12 protein-coding genes are annotated in these 15,877 nt (G+C 71.1%); all 12 read right to left on the reverse strand.

Features of this window, described 5'->3' with window-relative positions; all coding sequences use genetic code 11:
• Positions 1–119 precede the first annotated feature (119 nt).
• The 12 genes from ACZOOI_RS08895 to lysA all read right to left on the reverse strand — a co-directional run bounded on the left by ACZOOI_RS08895 (position 120) and on the right by lysA (position 15,691).
• Positions 120–1,475, reverse strand: coding sequence for an MraY family glycosyltransferase (locus ACZOOI_RS08895; protein ID WP_465280200.1), 1,356 nt, complete (start codon positions 1,473–1,475; stop codon positions 120–122).
• A gap of 225 nt (positions 1,476–1,700) precedes the next feature.
• Positions 1,701–2,984 (reverse strand): serine hydroxymethyltransferase, encoded by a 1,284-nt coding sequence (locus tag ACZOOI_RS08900; RefSeq protein WP_465280201.1) that lies wholly within the window; start codon positions 2,982–2,984, stop codon positions 1,701–1,703.
• A 141-nt stretch (positions 2,985–3,125) separates the two neighbouring features.
• Positions 3,126–3,776 (reverse strand): arsenate reductase/protein-tyrosine-phosphatase family protein, encoded by a 651-nt coding sequence (locus ACZOOI_RS08905; protein WP_379988075.1) that lies wholly within the window; start codon positions 3,774–3,776, stop codon positions 3,126–3,128.
• Positions 3,773–4,420 (reverse strand): L-threonylcarbamoyladenylate synthase, encoded by a 648-nt coding sequence (locus ACZOOI_RS08910; protein ID WP_465280202.1) that lies wholly within the window; start codon positions 4,418–4,420, stop codon positions 3,773–3,775. The genes ACZOOI_RS08905 and ACZOOI_RS08910 overlap by 4 nt, the downstream gene beginning before the upstream one ends.
• A 136-nt stretch (positions 4,421–4,556) precedes the next feature.
• Positions 4,557–5,402, reverse strand: coding sequence for a peptide chain release factor N(5)-glutamine methyltransferase (gene prmC, locus ACZOOI_RS08915; protein ID WP_391581225.1), 846 nt, complete (start codon positions 5,400–5,402; stop codon positions 4,557–4,559).
• 10 nt (positions 5,403–5,412) lie between these two features.
• Positions 5,413–6,480, reverse strand: a complete 1,068-nt coding sequence (prfA, locus tag ACZOOI_RS08920; protein WP_465280203.1) for a peptide chain release factor 1 — start codon at positions 6,478–6,480, stop codon at positions 5,413–5,415.
• Positions 6,481–6,636: 156 nt separating this feature from the next.
• Entirely contained in the window at positions 6,637–6,861 is a 225-nt protein-coding gene (gene rpmE, locus ACZOOI_RS08925; RefSeq protein WP_355543038.1) for a 50S ribosomal protein L31, read from the reverse strand.
• A gap of 363 nt (positions 6,862–7,224) precedes the next feature.
• The gene (gene rho / locus ACZOOI_RS08930; protein ID WP_465280204.1) at positions 7,225–9,333 is read right to left on the reverse strand and encodes a transcription termination factor Rho; all 2,109 of its coding nucleotides are present in this window, start codon (positions 9,331–9,333) and stop codon (positions 7,225–7,227) included.
• 574 nt (positions 9,334–9,907) lie between these two features.
• A complete protein-coding gene (thrB, locus tag ACZOOI_RS08935; protein WP_465280205.1) occupies positions 9,908–10,822 on the reverse strand; it encodes a homoserine kinase in 915 nt (304 codons plus the stop codon).
• Between the two features lie 676 nt (positions 10,823–11,498).
• On the reverse strand, positions 11,499–12,581 hold the full coding sequence (gene thrC / locus ACZOOI_RS08940) for a threonine synthase (protein ID WP_465280206.1): 1,083 nt from the start codon (positions 12,579–12,581) through the stop codon (positions 11,499–11,501).
• Positions 12,582–12,588: 7 nt separating this feature from the next.
• The gene (locus tag ACZOOI_RS08945; RefSeq protein ID WP_465281149.1) at positions 12,589–13,878 is read right to left on the reverse strand and encodes a homoserine dehydrogenase; all 1,290 of its coding nucleotides are present in this window, start codon (positions 13,876–13,878) and stop codon (positions 12,589–12,591) included.
• A 424-nt stretch (positions 13,879–14,302) separates the two neighbouring features.
• A complete protein-coding gene (lysA, locus tag ACZOOI_RS08950) occupies positions 14,303–15,691 on the reverse strand; it encodes a diaminopimelate decarboxylase (protein WP_465280207.1) in 1,389 nt (462 codons plus the stop codon).
• Between the last annotated feature and the right edge of the window lie 186 nt (positions 15,692–15,877).

Genomic DNA, 15,877 nt, shown 5'->3' on the forward strand with positions numbered 1-15,877 from the left:
GGGAATGGCCGTGGGGGGTCAGAACCCTCGTTGCTGGGGGTTCATCGGCCGTTGATCCTGGTTCGTGAACGATATCACAAACTATTTGAGCAGAGCTTTACCCGTTCGTGTGTACAAGCTCACAGCCTTCCACCACCCTTTCGCGACCCTCTACCCACCGGCAAATCCGCAGGTCGGGAGGGATCTTCGGGATTTCCTGTGGAGCCTGTGGCGGGTGTGGCGGATGCTCCGTTCAGCCGTACGCCGTCTGATTCGCCGGGAACCATCCGGTCGACCGGAACGTTCGCGCCGCGCCCGCGCCGACGGAGCCGGCGATAGCGCGGCGGAACCACGTTGTGCAGCTCGGTGGGCACGTGCGGCTTGAACCGCGGCAACATCAGGATCACCAGTCCCAGGGCGATCAGACCCAGGCCCACGTAGACGATCGGACGCCGTTCCGGGCGGACCGAGATGAGCACGGTGAACGACGCGATCAGGCCGGACCAGAAGTACATGATCAGCACCGCACGGCTGTGCGAGTGGCCGATCTCCAGGAGCCGGTGGTGCAGGTGGCCCTTGTCCGCGGCGAACGGCGAGCGACCCGCCCAACCGCGCCGGCCGACCGCCATCACCAGGTCCATCAGCGGCACCACCAGCACCGCGAACGGCAGCACCAGCGGGATGTAGACCGGCACCAGCTTGTGCGTGGTGAAGGTCAGCGAGCCGTCGTTCTGCGCCATGATCGCGCCCGGGTCGATCCGACCGGTGACGGTGACCGCCGCGGCGGCCAGCATCAGGCCGATCAGCATCGAGCCGGAGTCGCCCATGAAGATCCGCGCGGGGTGCAGGTTGTGCGGCAGGAAGCCCAGACACATCCCGATCAGCAGCGCGGTGAACAGCGTCGGTGCGGCGGCGCCGGAGACGCCGTAGCCGAACCAGAGCCGGTAGGAGTAGCCGAAGAAGGCGAGCGCGGCGATGCACACCATGCCGGCCGCGAGGCCGTCCAGGCCGTCCACGAAGTTCACCGCGTTGATCGTGATGACCACTATCCCGATGGTCAGCAGCGTGCCCTGGGTCGGCGTCAACCCGACCGTGCCGTAACCGGGGATGGGCAGCCACAGGATCACGATGCCCTGCCAGACCATCACGCCCGCGGCGAGCGCCTGACCGAGCAGCTTGATGATCGCGTCGACGCCCCACTTGTCGTCGATCACCCCGAGCACCGAGATCAGCGTGCAGCCGGACAGCAGCGCCTGTACGTCGGTCGAGGAGATGAACACGTCCTGGAGCACCGGCAGATGCCGCGCGAACAACAGACCCGCACACAGGCCGCCGAACATCGCCAACCCGCCGAGCCGCGGTGTCGGCTCCTTGTGCACGTCGCGCGCGCGGATCTCGGGCATCGCACCCGCGGCGATGGCGAACCGGCGGACCGCGCCCGTCAGCAGGTAGGTCACCGCAGCGGCGACGAACAGCGTGAGCAGGTATTCGCGCAAGACTCAACCGTCCCCGGCTTCGGCACATCCCAGCGGCAGCACGGGCATCAGACTAGAGGTGCCGCCGCTCCCCGGGAGAATCACCAATCTTCACCGGCGAGGGACGATCGCACAATGCTCGGTGGCGCCGCCACCGGCCCGTCGCCCCACACGTAACCACAGTCCCCCCGGTCCCAGCCACCCCGGGGCGGGTTTGGCGGAACCGGGTCCGCCGAAATCCGTGCCTCACCGGCGCGGGTACGCCGGGCGGGTCGCGACGAGTTCGCCCACCGCCGCGCGCACCTCGCGGAGCACACCCTCGTCGTCCTCGCGCACCGCCCGGCCGATCAGCAGGGCGATCTCCTTCATGTCCGTCTCGGTCATGCCCTGCGTGGTCACCGCTGCCGTGCCCACCCGGATCCCGGACGCGATCATCGGCTTGGCCGGGTCGAACGGGACCGCGTTCTTGTTCAGCGTGATGCCCGCCCGCTCGCAGCGGCGTTCCGCGTCGCTGCCGCTGACCCCGATCGGCCGCAGATCCAACAGCGCGAGGTGGGTGTCGGTGCCCCCGGAGACCGCCCGCAGACCCTCGGCCTGCAGCCCCTGCGTCAGGGCCTGCGCATTGGCCACCACACGACGTGCGTACACCCGGTACGCGGGGGTCGCCGCCTCGCCGAGCGCGACCGCCTTGGCGGCCACCGCGTGCATGTGCGGGCCGCCCTGGCTGAACGGGAACACCGCCCGGTCGATCCGGTCGGCGAGTTCCTCCCGGCACAGGATCAACCCGCCGCGCGGACCGCGCAGCACCTTGTGGGTGGTGCACGTGACGATGTCCGCGAACGGGATCGGCGAGGGCACCGCGTCGCCCGCGACCAGGCCGATGAAGTGGGCCGCGTCCACCATCAGGTAGGCGCCCACCTCGTCGGCGATCTGTCGAAATGCCGCGAAATCGACAAGTCGGGGATATGCGGTGGCGCCGCACACGATCAATCGCGGCCGGTGCTCCAGGGCCAGGTCCCGGACCTGGTCGTAGTCGATGCGTTCGTCGCTCTCCCGGACCCCGTAGGCGACCGCGTGGAACCAGCGGCCGGAGAAGTTCACCCGGGAACCGTGGGTGAGGTGCCCGCCGTGCGGCAGCGACATGGCCAGGATCGTGTCGCCCGGTGCCAGCACCGCCGCGTACGCCGCCAGGTTCGCGGCGGTACCCGAATGCGGCTGCACGTTGGCGTGTCCGGCGCCGAACAGGGCGCGGGCCCGGTGCACGGCCAGTTCCTCGGCACGGTCCACCTCGGCGCAACCGCCGTAGTAACGCCGCCCGGGGTAACCCTCGGCGTACTTGTTCGCGAGCGTGCTGCCGAGCGCGGCCAGCACCGCCGGGGAGGTGAAGTTCTCGCCGGCGATCAGTTGCAGGCCGCCGCGCTGCCGGGCCAACTCGCCCAGGAGCACCTCGGCGATCTCCGGATCCGCCTCGTGGAGGGCGGCGAAGTCCGGTCCCCAGAAGGGAGTCGACGTGGAGTCGGGAGTGCCCATGGGACTGCTCCTCACCGGGCCGCAGGGACGCCTCCACCATATGCCGGGGGTCCGGACACGGACAGGCTCTTCCCGGGTCGATTCCGGCCCGTTGCCGACCGCGCGGCGCACCTGCTCGCGACCCGCGCGCCGACCCGTCGGTCAGAGGCTGTGCGCGGGGTGTCCGGTGAGCGCGGTGAGCACCGGGTCCAGGGCCGAGCCGATGTCGGAGGCACAGGCCCGGAAGACGCTCAGCGGCGCGCCGTACGGGTCGGCCACCTCGTCCCACTCGGGATCGGGCGCGGCCAACCGGCCGCGCAGCGCCGCGGCGGCGCGCACCAACGAGCGACCGCGCTGGACCAGATCGCGTTCGGGGTAGGGCGCCCGCTCCAGCACCGCGACCAGCCGGGTGAACTCCTTGAGCGTGAACGTGCGCAGGCCCGAGGCATGCCCCATGGACACCACGTGCGCACGGTGGTCCAGCGTCGCGGTGAGCACCAGGTCCGCCTCGGCGACGTGCTCGTCGAGCAGCTCGCGGCCGTGGAAGTCGCCCGGATCGGCGCCGTATTCGAGCAGCACCTCGGCCGCGTGCGGCTCCATCGGCGCACCCTCGTGCCCCCACGTCCCGGCGCTCTGCACGCTGAGCCGGACCGCGTCGTCGGCGGCCAGCCGGCGCTCCAGGCCGAGCCGGGCGAGCCGCTCGGCGATCGGCGAGCGACAGATGCTCCCCGTGCACACGAACAGGATCCGAAACGAGTCGGCCGCGGACCCGTACGGCCCGTAGGAGTGCCCCACGGGTGGTGGCGGGGTCAATTCACGCCCTCCAGGTCGGGAACGACCTCGCGCAACGTGTCCAGCGACAGGGCACCCTCACGCAGCAACCGGGGACGGCCGGCGGTCAGATCGACGATCGAGGACGGTGCGGTGGAGGGGCACGTGCCGCCGTCCAGGTACACCGACACCGAGTCGCCGAGCTGGGCCTCGGCCTCGTCGACCGTGGTCGCCGCCGGATTGCCGGACCGGTTCGCGCTGCTGACCGCCATCGGTCCGGTCTCGGTGAGCAACTCGATCGCGACGGGGTGCAGCGGCATGCGCACCGCGACCGTGCCGCGCGTATCGCCCAGGTCCCACATCAGCGACGGTTGGTGGAACGCGACGATGGTGAGCGCGCCCGGCCAGAACGCGTCGACCAGTTCCCAGCCCACCTCGGGAAAGCCGGTGACCAGCCCGTGCAGCGTGTTCGGCGAGCCGACGAGCACGGGCGAGGGCATGTTGCGGCCCCGGCCCTTGGCGTCCAGCAACGCGTGCACCGCATGCGGGGTGAACGCGTCCGCGCCGATGCCGTACAGGGTGTCCGTCGGCAGCACGACCAGGTCGCCGCGCTTGATCGCCCCGGTCGCCTCACGCAGCCCGAGCCCACGGTCCATCGCGTCGGAGCAGTCGTAGCGTCGGCTCATCGGGCACTTACCTCCTGAAGCGGTACGGGCGGTACTGGCGGTACAGACACTGCGGGCAGTACGGGCGGTGCGGGCGACACAGGCGGTGCGGGTGGTGCCGGTGGTGCGGGTGCTGCGAGTGTGCGGGGCGCGCGGTTCACGCGCCTTCCTTGCGTGCGGTGGTGAAGCGCGGGCGATTGGTCAGGTCGCGGTGGTCGGCCGCGTCCACCCAACCGGCTTCCTCGTTGAAGATCCACGGCACCGCGCCGCCCTGGGTGTCGGCGTGCTCGACCACCACCAGACCACCGGGGCGCAGCAGTCGGTAGGCGGTCTTGGACAGGATCCGGATGAAGTCGAGCCCGTCCGGCCCGGAGAACAGCGCCAGTTCGGGGTCGTGGTCGCGGGCCTCGGGCGCCATCTCGTCCCGCTCGTCCAGCGGGACGTAGGGCGGATTGCTGATCACCAGGTCGACCGTGCCGTCCAGCTCCGGCAGCGCGGCGAGCGCGTCGCCCCGGTGCAGGACCACCCGCGAGCCGCTCGCGTTGCGCGCGGCGTAGCGGTACGCGTCAGGGTCCAGCTCGACCGCGTGCACGACCGAGCGCGGCACCTCCTGGGCGACGGCGAGCGCGATCGCGCCGGAGCCGGTGCACAGGTCGACCACGAGCGGTTCGGCCACGTCCATCGCGCGCAGCGCGTCTATCGCCCAGCCGACCACCACCTCGGTCTCCGGGCGAGGCACGAACACCCCCGGGCCCACCTGGAGTTCGAGGTATCGGAAGAACGCGCGCCCGGTGATGTGCTGCAACGGCTCACGGGCCTCCCGGCGCGCGATGGCCTCCCAGAACCGCGCGTCGAAGTCGCCGTCGGCGACGGTGTGCAGGGCGCCACGCTTGACGCCGTGCACGAACGCCGCGAGTTCCTCGGCATCGAAGCGCGGAGAGGGAACGCCCGCGTCGGCCAGTCGCAGGGTGGCCTGGGCCACCTCGGCGAGCAGCAGATTCATCTCGTCTCCGTTATTGGTGGGCGAGCCGGGCGGCCATGTCGGCGTCCACACACGCCTGGATGACCGGATCGAGATCGCCGTCGAGCACCTGGTCCAGGTTGTACGCCTTGTAGCCCACGCGGTGGTCGGAAATCCGGTTTTCCGCGAAGTTGTACGTGCGGATGCGCTCGGAGCGGTCCACCGTGCGGACCTGGCTGCGACGCACGTCGGAGGCCTCCTTGTCGGCCTCCTCCTGGGCCGCGGCGAGCATCCTGGCGCGCAGGATGCGCATCGCCGACTCCTTGTTCTGGAGCTGGCTCTTCTCGTTCTGGCAGGAGACCACGATTCCGGTCGGCAGGTGCGTGATGCGCACCGCGGAGTCGGTGGTGTTGACCGACTGGCCGCCGGGGCCGGACGAGCGGTACACGTCGATGCGCAGGTCGTTGGCGTTGATCTCGACCTCGACGTCCTCGGCCTCGGGCAGCACCAGGACGCCGGCCGCGGAGGTGTGGATGCGGCCCTGCGACTCGGTGGCGGGCACCCGCTGGACACGGTGCACGCCGCCCTCGAACTTCAGCCGGGCGTAGACGCCCTCGCCGGGCGCGGGGTTGCCCTTGGTCTTGACCGCGACCTGGACGTCCTTGTAGCCGCCGAGATCGGACTCGTTGGATTCGAGGATCTCGGTCTTCCAGCCGGCCCGCTCGGCGTAGCGCAGGTACATCCGCAGCAGGTCGCCGGCGAACAGGGCGGATTCCTCGCCGCCCTCGCCCGCCTTGACCTCCAGGATCACGTCCTTGTCGTCGGCCGGGTCGCGCGGCACGAGCAGCCGGCGCAGCTTCTCCGCGCACTCCTCGCGGCGCTGCTCGGCCTCCTCCGCCTCGGCGGCGAAGTCCGGGTCCTCGGCGACCAGTTCGTGTGCGGCCTCGACGTCGTCGGCGGCACTGGACCACTGCCGGTAGGCGTCCACGATCGGCCCCAGTTCGGCGTAGCGCCGCCCGAGATTGCGCGCGCGCGTCTGGTCCGTGTGCACGGCCGGATCGGCGAGCTGCCGCTCCAGGTCGGCGTGCTCGGCGAGCAGGTCGTCCATCGCCTCGAACACTGGGGGGCTCCTCTGGGGTATGGCCGCGAACTCGGCGGGATCGGTAACGCGGTGGCGGGATCGGCGGGACGCCGGACGGGAGGACAAACGAACGGCGCCGGAGGGGCGGGACGGACCTTGGACAAGGCCCACCGCTCCTCCGGCGCCGCAGGGTCGCTACTTGTTGCCGGCCACCGGCTGCTTGCCGAAGCGCTTCTCGAAGCGCGCCACACGGCCACCCGTGTCGAGGATCTTCTGCTTGCCCGTGTAGAACGGGTGACACTGCGAACAGACCTCGACGCGGATCTGGCCGCTGGTCGCGGTGCTGTGCGTGGTGAACGTCGAGCCACAGCCACAAGTGACGGTGGTCTCCACGTACTCGGGGTGGATGTCGGGCTTCACAGGAGTCTCCTTGGGTTCGGGAGGGCGCCGGGTCGTACGCCCGAGTGGGCGTCACGTGAACCGGGGCCGACAGAGCAGTCTGCCAGGAGGGGGCGACCGGACCCAAATCAGGGTCTGTACCGCCCAACCACGACCGAGGTCGTGACATTCCCTCCCGGCCGACGCCGTGTCTTGTCATCGCGTCTTGCGTTGGGTACGACCGACCCGAGGATCCGCTCCTCGGCACCGGCGTCGTCCTTCGGCCGTGCCGGTCCGGGGCGACCCCCGGACCCAAGCCCGACCCCGACCAGTCGTTCGGCATCGGCGTCGTCTTCCGGCTGTGCTGATCCGGGGGCGACCCCCGGACCCCACGCCCGACCCCGACTAGTCGTTCGGCATCGGCGTCGTCTTCTGAATTTGCATCAGGAACTCGCCGTTGCTCTTGGTCTTCTTCATCTTGTCCAGAAGCAGCTCGATCGCCTGCTGCTGGTCGAGTGCGTGCAGCACCCGCCGCAGCTTCCAGACGACCGCGAGTTCGTCCGAGGCCATCAGGATCTCTTCCTTGCGGGTGCTGGACGCGTCCACGTCCACCGCCGGGAAGATCCGCTTGTCGGCGAGCTTGCGGTCGAGCTTGAGCTCCATGTTGCCGGTGCCCTTGAACTCCTCGAAGATCACCTCGTCCATCCGCGAGCCGGTCTCGACGAGCGCGGTGGCGAGGATGGTCAGCGAGCCGCCGTTCTCGATGTTGCGCGCCGCGCCGAAGAACTTCTTCGGCGGGTACAGCGCGGTCGAGTCGACACCACCGGACAGGATGCGGCCGGAGGCGGGCGCCGCGAGGTTGTACGCGCGGCCCAGGCGGGTGATCGAGTCGAGCAGCACGACCACGTCGTGGCCCAGCTCGACCAGGCGCTTGGCGCGCTCGATGGCCAGCTCGGCGACGATCGTGTGGTCCTCGGCGGGCCGGTCGAAGGTCGAGGAGATGACCTCGCCCTTGACCGAGCGCTGCATGTCGGTGACCTCTTCGGGGCGCTCGTCCACGAGCACGACCATCAGGTGGCACTCGGGGTTGTTCACGGTGATCGCGTTGGCGATCGCCTGGAGCACCATCGTCTTGCCCGCCTTGGGCGGCGCGACGATCAGGCCACGCTGGCCCTTGCCGATCGGCGACACGAGGTCGATGATCCGCGTGGTCAGCGCGCTGGAGTCGGTCTCCAGGCGGAGCCGGTCCTGCGGGTACAGCGGGGTCAGCTTGTTGAAGTCGGAGCGCTGCCGCGCCTGTTCCGGCTCCATGCCGTTGACCGTGTCCAGGCGCACGAGCGCGTTGAACTTCTCCCGACGCTCGCCGTCACGCGGCTGACGCACCGCGCCGACGATCGCGTCACCCTTGCGCAGGCCGTTCTTGCGGACCTGGGCGAGCGAGACGTACACGTCGTTGGAGCCGGGCAGGTAGCCCGAGGTCCGCACGAAGGCGTAGTTGTCGAGGATGTCCAGGATGCCCGCGACGGGGACCAGGACGTCGTCGTCGGCCAGCACGGGCTCGTTGGTCTCGAAGCCCTCGCGGCCGCCGCGGCGACGGTTGCGGTCGCGGTAACGGCCACGGCGCCGACGGCCGCCACCCTCGAAGTCGTCGTCCGGACCCATCGGGTCGTTGTCCTGCTGCTGTTGCTGCTGCTTGCCACGCTCACCGCCGCGGTCGGCCCGCTCGGCGCGGTCGTTGCCGCGCTCGCCGCGGTCGCCGCGCTCGTTGTTGTTGCGGTCGCCGCGCTCGGCCCGCTCGCCGCGCTCCGGGCGCTCGGCGCGCTCGCCGCCGCGCTCGTTGTTGCGCTCGCCGCGGTCGCGCCGGTTCTGGCCGCGCTCGCGACGCTCGCGACGGCCTTCCCGCTCGCCGCCTTCGCGCTGCTCGCCCTGGTCGTCGCCGGTGCGCTCGGCGCGCTCGGCCCGCTCGCCACGACGGCGCGTCGGGGCCTCGACGGCCTCGGCCGCCAGCTCGCCCTGCTCGCGCCGGGTGCGGCCGTTGGTGGGCGCCTCGGCAGCTGCCTGCTCCGGAATCTCGATCTGCTGTGCCTCGACCGCGACCCGCGTCCGGGCGGCCCGGCGGGCCCGGGTGGGCGCCTCCGCGACCGGCGCCTCGGCGGGCGCCTCCGCGGCGGCAGCGGCGGGCGCCGCGCCGTTGTCCGCGGCGGCAGCCGCGGCCTTGGCCCTGGTCGCGCGGGCCGGCTTCGTGGCGGCGGCGGCAGCGGGAGCGGCGTCCGATCCACCCTGCTTTGCCTGGATGGCCTCGATCAGCTGGCTCTTGCGCATGCGGCCGGTGCCGCTGATGCCCAGCCCGGTGGCGACCTGCTGCAGCTCCGCCAGCACCATGCCGTTGAGGCCGGTACCCGTCGAGCGGCGGCGCCGCGTGGCGGGAGCGGGGGCGTCCGCGGTGGCAACCGCGTCACCCGAGGCGGACGCGGCCTGCGGCGTTGCGTCCATGAGTTCGGTGGTGTCGCTCACGAAGGGTCCTTCCCTGGAGCGGGCGTCGGCCTTGAGGGGGCTCGGCGACCGGTTGTGCTGTCCGTCCCGCTTCCAGTGCGGTCCGGTGCGGTGGTCCGCCGGATGGCGGGAATCGTCGAAAATGTGCCCAGTACTGCGAGGATCGGGCTCATGTATGCCTGTGGGGGCTCGTATTCCTGTAGGGGCTCGATTTCCTGTGAAGGAACAGCCCTCGTGTCCCCGGGATGAGCTCGACGCGGCGCGGTGGTTCCGCCGGTCTGTATCGGGGAGCCACGTTCGTCACGAAGGACAGGCAGGAGGGGAGACTCCCAAAGGATCGTGGCCACAGAGCACCGAACGCGCCCAACCCTATGCGGGCGGGGGATCTGGTGCGGTGATGACGCTAACACTACCGGACCCAAGAGACATTCCCCCACCCCATCGCTCCCCCGGCGCAGCCCTTTTTTTCCTGCGGTAGTGCAGTGGAGTGAACGGATCCACCACCGTCGCCGACCACTCGCCCGGCCGCACCGGGTCCACGGTCGGCCGGCTCCCGCCTACCGGGCGTACTGCCAACGAACGGCGAGTACGCAGGTCACGCCAGTGGCATGACGCTTGCTCCGGCCCCGTCCACGTGCAATTGCCGAACCACCCAATCGGGCCCGGCGCTGCCGATCGCCTCGTCCACGCGGTCGTGCGTGACCAGGGCGAGCACGGTCGGCCCCGCGCCGGAGACGACCGCGGCCATCCCCTGTGCGCGTAGCTTGTCGATCAATTCGGCGCTCGCGGGCATCGCGGGCGCACGGTAGGTCTGGTGCAGCCGGTCCTCGGTCGCGGCCAACAGCAGGTCCGGACGCGAGGTCAGCGCGGTGACCAGCAGGCCGGCGCGCCCCGCGTTCGCCGAGGCGTCGCGATGCGTCACCTTGGCCGGCAGCAGGCCGCGGGCGACCTCGGTGGACAGCGGAACGGAGGGTACGAACACGACGGGAGATATACCCCGGACGGGGGTCGATCGCACCGCCCGGGGGCCGTCCTCGTCGGTCCAGGCGATGGTGAAACCGCCGAGCAGACACGCGGCGACGTTGTCCGGGTGGCCTTCGAGCTCGGTGGCCAGGGCCAGGGTGGCGTCGTCGTCGAGACGGTCCGCGCCGCCTATCGTCAGCGCCCGGGCCGCGATCACGCCGGCGCAGATGGCCGCGGCGGACGAGCCCAGTCCGCGCCCGTGCGGGATGCGATTGGCGCACACCACGTCCAGGCCGGGCGGTCGGCCGCCCATCGCCTCGAACGCGGCGTAGGCCGCGCGCACGACCAGGTGGTTCTCGTCCCGGGACAGGTCGTCGGCGCCCTCACCTGCGATGTCGATCGACAAGCCCTCGTCCGCGACCCGGACGGCGACGTCGTCGTACAGTCCGAGCGCGAGTCCGAACGCGTCGAACCCGGGACCCAGGTTGGCGCTCGTGGCCGGGATGCGAACCCGGACGGGGGCGGCACGGAATGCGGGGCCGGCCATACGCGTGGACACTCCTCCTCGTGGAGTTCCGGGCACCTTCACGGGACGGTCCGAACCAGTGGCGCATTCGGGAAATCGCGGGTGCTGCGGAACGGCAGGAACAGACGCGAGACTCGGGCGGCATGCGCCGCGGAACGAGTGCAAGGTCGCGTCCGGTGATCAGCCTACCGAAGGTGCGTTCCCTCGCGGGACACCGTAACCACCGCGTCGTGGGATTGGTACCGGAAATGGGATCGAAAGGGGGCGGGAGCTGTTGTCGACGAGGGGATCGTCGGCTGCCCGGTCTGTTCCGAGCGCTTTCCACCCCGGTTGCGGGGTCTGCTTTCCCGGGTCGGGTCGCTTTGGCCGGGCGGAGTCACTTTCTCCGCGGGATGTGGCTTTCCCGGGCGGGGCGACTCCCCTGGGCGAGGCGACTTTCCCTGGTCGGGGCAGCTTTCCCCGGCATAGGAAGCTTTCCCCCGATGGGGGGCCGACATTCCGGAGCGGGCTCGGCTTTCCCGGCCGGAGTGGCAATTTTCCCGGCGGGGCCGGCCGGCTTGCGCCCCCGGTGCCGCGACTGCCGCGACGCGGCGTTCTTCCGGGTCGCGGCGCGGGTCGGCGGCGCGGGTCGCCCCCGGCGGGTGCCGGGAGCGGTGGTCCGAGCCGCCGACGCGTGCTGCGGGTGGTGTGCCGCGGGTCAGCCGAGGCCCAGCTGGGCGGCGGCGGCGGACGCGTCGATCGGGACGACGACCGGCTTGGGCGCGCCGGCCACCGCCCAGTCGGGGTCCTTGAGGCCGTTGCCGGTGACCGTGCAGACGATCCGCTGGCCGGGATCGACGCGACCCTGTTCGGCCGCCTGGAGCAATCCGGCCACACTCGCGGCGGACGCCGGCTCCACGAAGACGCCCTCCTGCGCGGCCAGCAGCCGATACGCCGAGAGGATCTGACGGTCGGTCACCGATTCGATGTGACCCCCCGATTCGTCCCGCGCGGCGATCGCGAAGTCCCACGAGGCGGGGTTGCCGATCCGGATCGCGGTGGCGATCGTCTGCGGCGAGAGCACCGGCGCGCCGTTGACCAGCGGCGCCGAACCGGCCGCCTGATAGCCCCACATGCGCGGCCGGCGGCCGGCCAGGCCGTCGGCGGCGTACTCGTTGTAGCCCTTCCAGTACGCGGTGATGTTGCCCGCGTTGCCCACCGGAAGCACGTGGATGTCGGGCGCGTCGCCGAGCATGTCGACGACCTCGAAGGCGGCGGTCTTCTGGCCCTCGATGCGGACCGGGTTGACCGAGTTCACCAGCGCGACCGGATACTTTTCGGCCAGATCACGGGCGAGCGTGAGGCAGTCGTCGAAGTTGCCGTCGACCTGGAGGATGCGCGCGCCGTGCACGAGCGCCTGGCCCATCTTGCCCAGCGCGATCTTGCCCTGCGGGACCAGTACGGCGCAGACCATCCCGGCGCGCACCGCATAAGCGGCGGCGGAGGCCGAGGTGTTGCCGGTGGATGCGCAGATGACCGCCTGCGCGCCCTCCTCCTTGGCCTTGGAGATCGCCATCGTCATGCCGCGGTCCTTGAAGGACCCGGTCGGGTTGGCGCCCTCGACCTTGAGGTGAACCTCACATCCCGTGCGCTCGGAGAGCACCTGGGCGGGGACCAGCGGCGTACCACCCTCACGCAGGGTGACCACAGGTGTGTTCGCCGAGACCGGCAGACGGTCGCGGTATTCCTCGATGACCCCGCGCCATTGAGTGGTGCGGACGCCTTCCTTGAGCGCGCTCACGGTCCCTCTACTCCCCTTCGACCCGCATGATGCCGGCGATGTCACGGACGATGTCCATACCGCGCAGATCGGCGACGGTCGCCGCGAGCGCGGCGTCGGTGGCGGTATGGGTGACGATCACGAGTGTGGCATCCCCGTCCCGGCCCTGCTGACGGACCGTGTCGATGGACACGTCGTGCTGGGCGAACACCGCGGCCACCTGGGCCAGCACGCCGGCCCGGTCGGCCACGTCCAGGCTGAGGTGGTAGCGGGTGCGGGCGATGCCCACCGGCTGCGGGGTCAGCTGGGCGTAGGCCGATTCACCGGGCCCGGTGGCACCGGAGAGCTTGTTGCGGCAGACCGCGACCAGGTCGCCGAGCACCGCGCTCGCGGTCGGCGCGCCACCCGCTCCGGGGCCGTAGAACATCAGCTGGCCCGCCGCCTCGGACTCGACGAAGACCGCGTTGTACGCCTCGCGTACCGACGCCAGCGGGTGGGTACGCGGGATCATCGCCGGGTGCACGCGGGCGCTGACGCTCTGCCCGTCGGCGCCGCGCTCGCAGATCGCCAGCAGCTTGACCACGCAGTCCATCGCCTTGGCACTGGCCACGTCGGCGGCGCTGACCTCGGTGATGCCCTCGCGGTACACGTCGGCGGCGGTCACCCGGGTGTGGAACGCCAGACCGGCCAGGATCGCGGCCTTGGCGGCGGCGTCGAAGCCCTCGATGTCGGCGGTGGGGTCGGCCTCGGCATAGCCCAGCGCGGTCGCCTCGTCGAGCGCCTCGGCAAAGCCCGCACCGGTCGAGTCCATCCGATCCAGGATGAAGTTGGTGGTGCCGTTGACGATGCCCAGGACCCGCTCCACCTTGTCCCCGGCGAGCGACTCGCGCAGCGGACGCAGCAGCGGGATCGCGCCGGCGACGGCGGCCTCGTAGTAGAGGTCCACGCCGTGTTTCGCGGCGGCGGCATGCAGTGTGGAGCCGTCCTCGGCCAGCAGCGCCTTGTTGGCGGAGACCACCGAGGCGCCGTGTTCCATCGCGGACAACATCAGGCCGCGGGCGGGCTCGATGCCGCCGATCACCTCGATCACCACGTCGATGTCGTCGCGTTTGACCAGTTCCACCGCGTCGGTGGTGATCAGCGCGGGGTCGATGCCCGCGCGTTCGCGCCCGGCGCGGCGTACGGCCACGCCGGCGAGCTCGATCGGGGCCCCGATTCGGGCGGCGAGGTCGGTCGCGTGCGTCGTCATGATGCGGGCCACTTCGGAGCCGACCACACCACAACCGAGCAGCGCCACCTTCAGCGGCTGCGTACGCATCATCCGACCTCACTTCTCGAAGACAAAGGTTGTCCGAGTCTGCCGTCCGGGGGATTTCCGGAGACAGGCAGTGCCGACAAGTGTCGCTCGGATCATTGGCCGAACCGGGGCCGGTCCAGGATCCGAGACGACAATTCTTGCGGCCTCACATGCAGGCAACGGGATTTTCTCCCGAGTCCGGGGGCCGCCACGCGGCGACCCCCGGTCGTTCCATGGTTCTTGTTTCGTTGTTCTCTTTTTTGCTGTCGCCCGGACCGTGCCGGGTGTATCCGGCCGGGGCCGGGTGTTCGGCGGGGGCCGGGTGTCCGGCCGGGGCCGGCGAGTGCACCCTGCCGCTGTCGGCGGCCCGCCGGCGCGGGGTTTGCCCAGCCGGTCGGGTCGCTCTCAGCCGCTCGGGTCCTGCTCAGCCGGTCGGGTCCTGCTCTCAGCCGATGTCGAGGCGCAGCAGGTCTTCTTCGGTTTCGCGTCGCACGATGACGCGTGCGGTGCCGTCGTGGACCGCGATCACCGGCGGGCGGGTCACGTGGTTGTAGTTGCTCGCCATCGAGCGGCAGTAGGCGCCGGTGGCGGGCACCGCGAGCAGGTCGCCGGGGGCCAGGTCGGCGGGCAGGTAGGCGTCCTTGACGATGATGTCGCCGGACTCGCAGTGCCGGCCCACCACGCGGGAGAGCATGGGCGCCGCATCGCTCGCACGTGAGACGAGCGTCACGGTGTACTCGGCGTCGTAGAGCGAGGTGCGGATGTTGTCCGACATCCCGCCGTCGACGCTGACGTAGGTGCGCAGGCCTTCCAGCGGCTTGATCGTGCCCACCTCGTACAGCGTGAAGGTGCCCGGCCCGGCGATCGCGCGGCCGGGTTCGACCGACAGGCGGGGTGCGGCCAGACCGGCGGCGGCGCACTCGCGGCGCACGATGTCCAGCAGCGAGGCGGCGATCACCGCGGGCGACTGCGGATCGTCGGCGGAGGTGTAGGCGATGCCCAGACCGCCGCCGAGGTCGATCTCGGGCAGTTCGACGCCGTGCTCGTCGCGGACCGCGACCAGCAGGCCGACCACTCGGCGTGCGGCCACCTCGAAGCCGGCCGTGTCGAAGATCTGCGAGCCGATGTGCGAGTGCAGGCCGATCAGTTCGAGCGATTCGAGCTTGCGGATCCGACGGACCGCCTCGGCCGCCTGGCCGTCGGCCAGCGAGAAGCCGAACTTCTGGTCCTCGTGCGCGGTGGCGATGAACTCGTGGGTGTGCGCCTCGACCCCGACGGTGATCCGGACCAGCACCTTCTGGGTGACGCCGTGCCGGTCGGCCAGGAAGGCGAGCCGGCTGATCTCCTCGAACGAGTCGACCACGATCCGGCCGACGCCGACCTCCAGCGCACGCTCCAGCTCGGCGGCGGACTTGTTGTTGCCGTGGAAGGCGATCCGGGCCGGGTCCATGCCCGCGGACAGCGCGACCGCAAGCTCGCCGGCCGTACACACGTCCAGGTTCAGCCCCTCCTCGGCGATCCAGCGCACCAGCGCACGGCACAGGAAGGCCTTGCCCGCATAGAACACGTCGGCGCCCTCGAACGCCTCGCGCCAGGCACGGCAGCGGGCCCGGAAGTCCGCCTCGTCGAGGATGTAGGCGGGGGTGCCGAACTCGCGGGCGAGTTCGCGCACGTCCAGGCCGGCGATGGTGACCACACCGTCGGCGCCGCGCTCGGCGCCCGCGGGCCAGATCTTCGGGTCGAGCAGGGTCAGGTCCTCGGGCGCGATCGGCGGCGCGCCGTCGGGCAGGACGTCCGCGTGGCGGGGACCGGCGGGGTGGGCGGAGCGGCTCATGTCGTGGTGCTCCCCGTGGGGTGAGGGCGTCGGTGTGGGGTGGGTTGCGTGCGGGGTGGTGGGCCGCTCGCGGGGGTGGGCGCCGGCGGGGTGGCGCCCGGTGGGTGAACGGTGGCCGGTGGCCCGGGGTTGTCGGCCGGTGGCCGGTGGCCCGGTGGCCCGGAACGGCCGAAGGCCGGGCATGTG

The sequence above is a fragment of the Embleya sp. L77 genome, assembly GCF_055557415.1.

Excerpts from the sequence above, each read along its gene's own strand:
- ACZOOI_RS08900 (WP_465280201.1), bottom strand. The coding sequence starts at position 2,984 with ATGGGCACTCCCGACTCCACGTCGACTCCCTTCTGGGGACCGGACTTC.
- prmC (WP_391581225.1), bottom strand. The coding sequence starts at position 5,402 with ATGAATCTGCTGCTCGCCGAGGTGGCCCAGGCCACCCTGCGACTGGCC.
- ACZOOI_RS08910 (WP_465280202.1), bottom strand. The coding sequence starts at position 4,420 with ATGAGCCGACGCTACGACTGCTCCGACGCGATGGACCGTGGGCTCGGG.
- lysA (WP_465280207.1), bottom strand. The coding sequence starts at position 15,691 with ATGAGCCGCTCCGCCCACCCCGCCGGTCCCCGCCACGCGGACGTCCTG.
- ACZOOI_RS08945 (WP_465281149.1), bottom strand. The coding sequence starts at position 13,878 with ATGCGTACGCAGCCGCTGAAGGTGGCGCTGCTCGGTTGTGGTGTGGTC.
- thrB (WP_465280205.1), bottom strand. The coding sequence starts at position 10,822 with ATGGCCGGCCCCGCATTCCGTGCCGCCCCCGTCCGGGTTCGCATCCCG.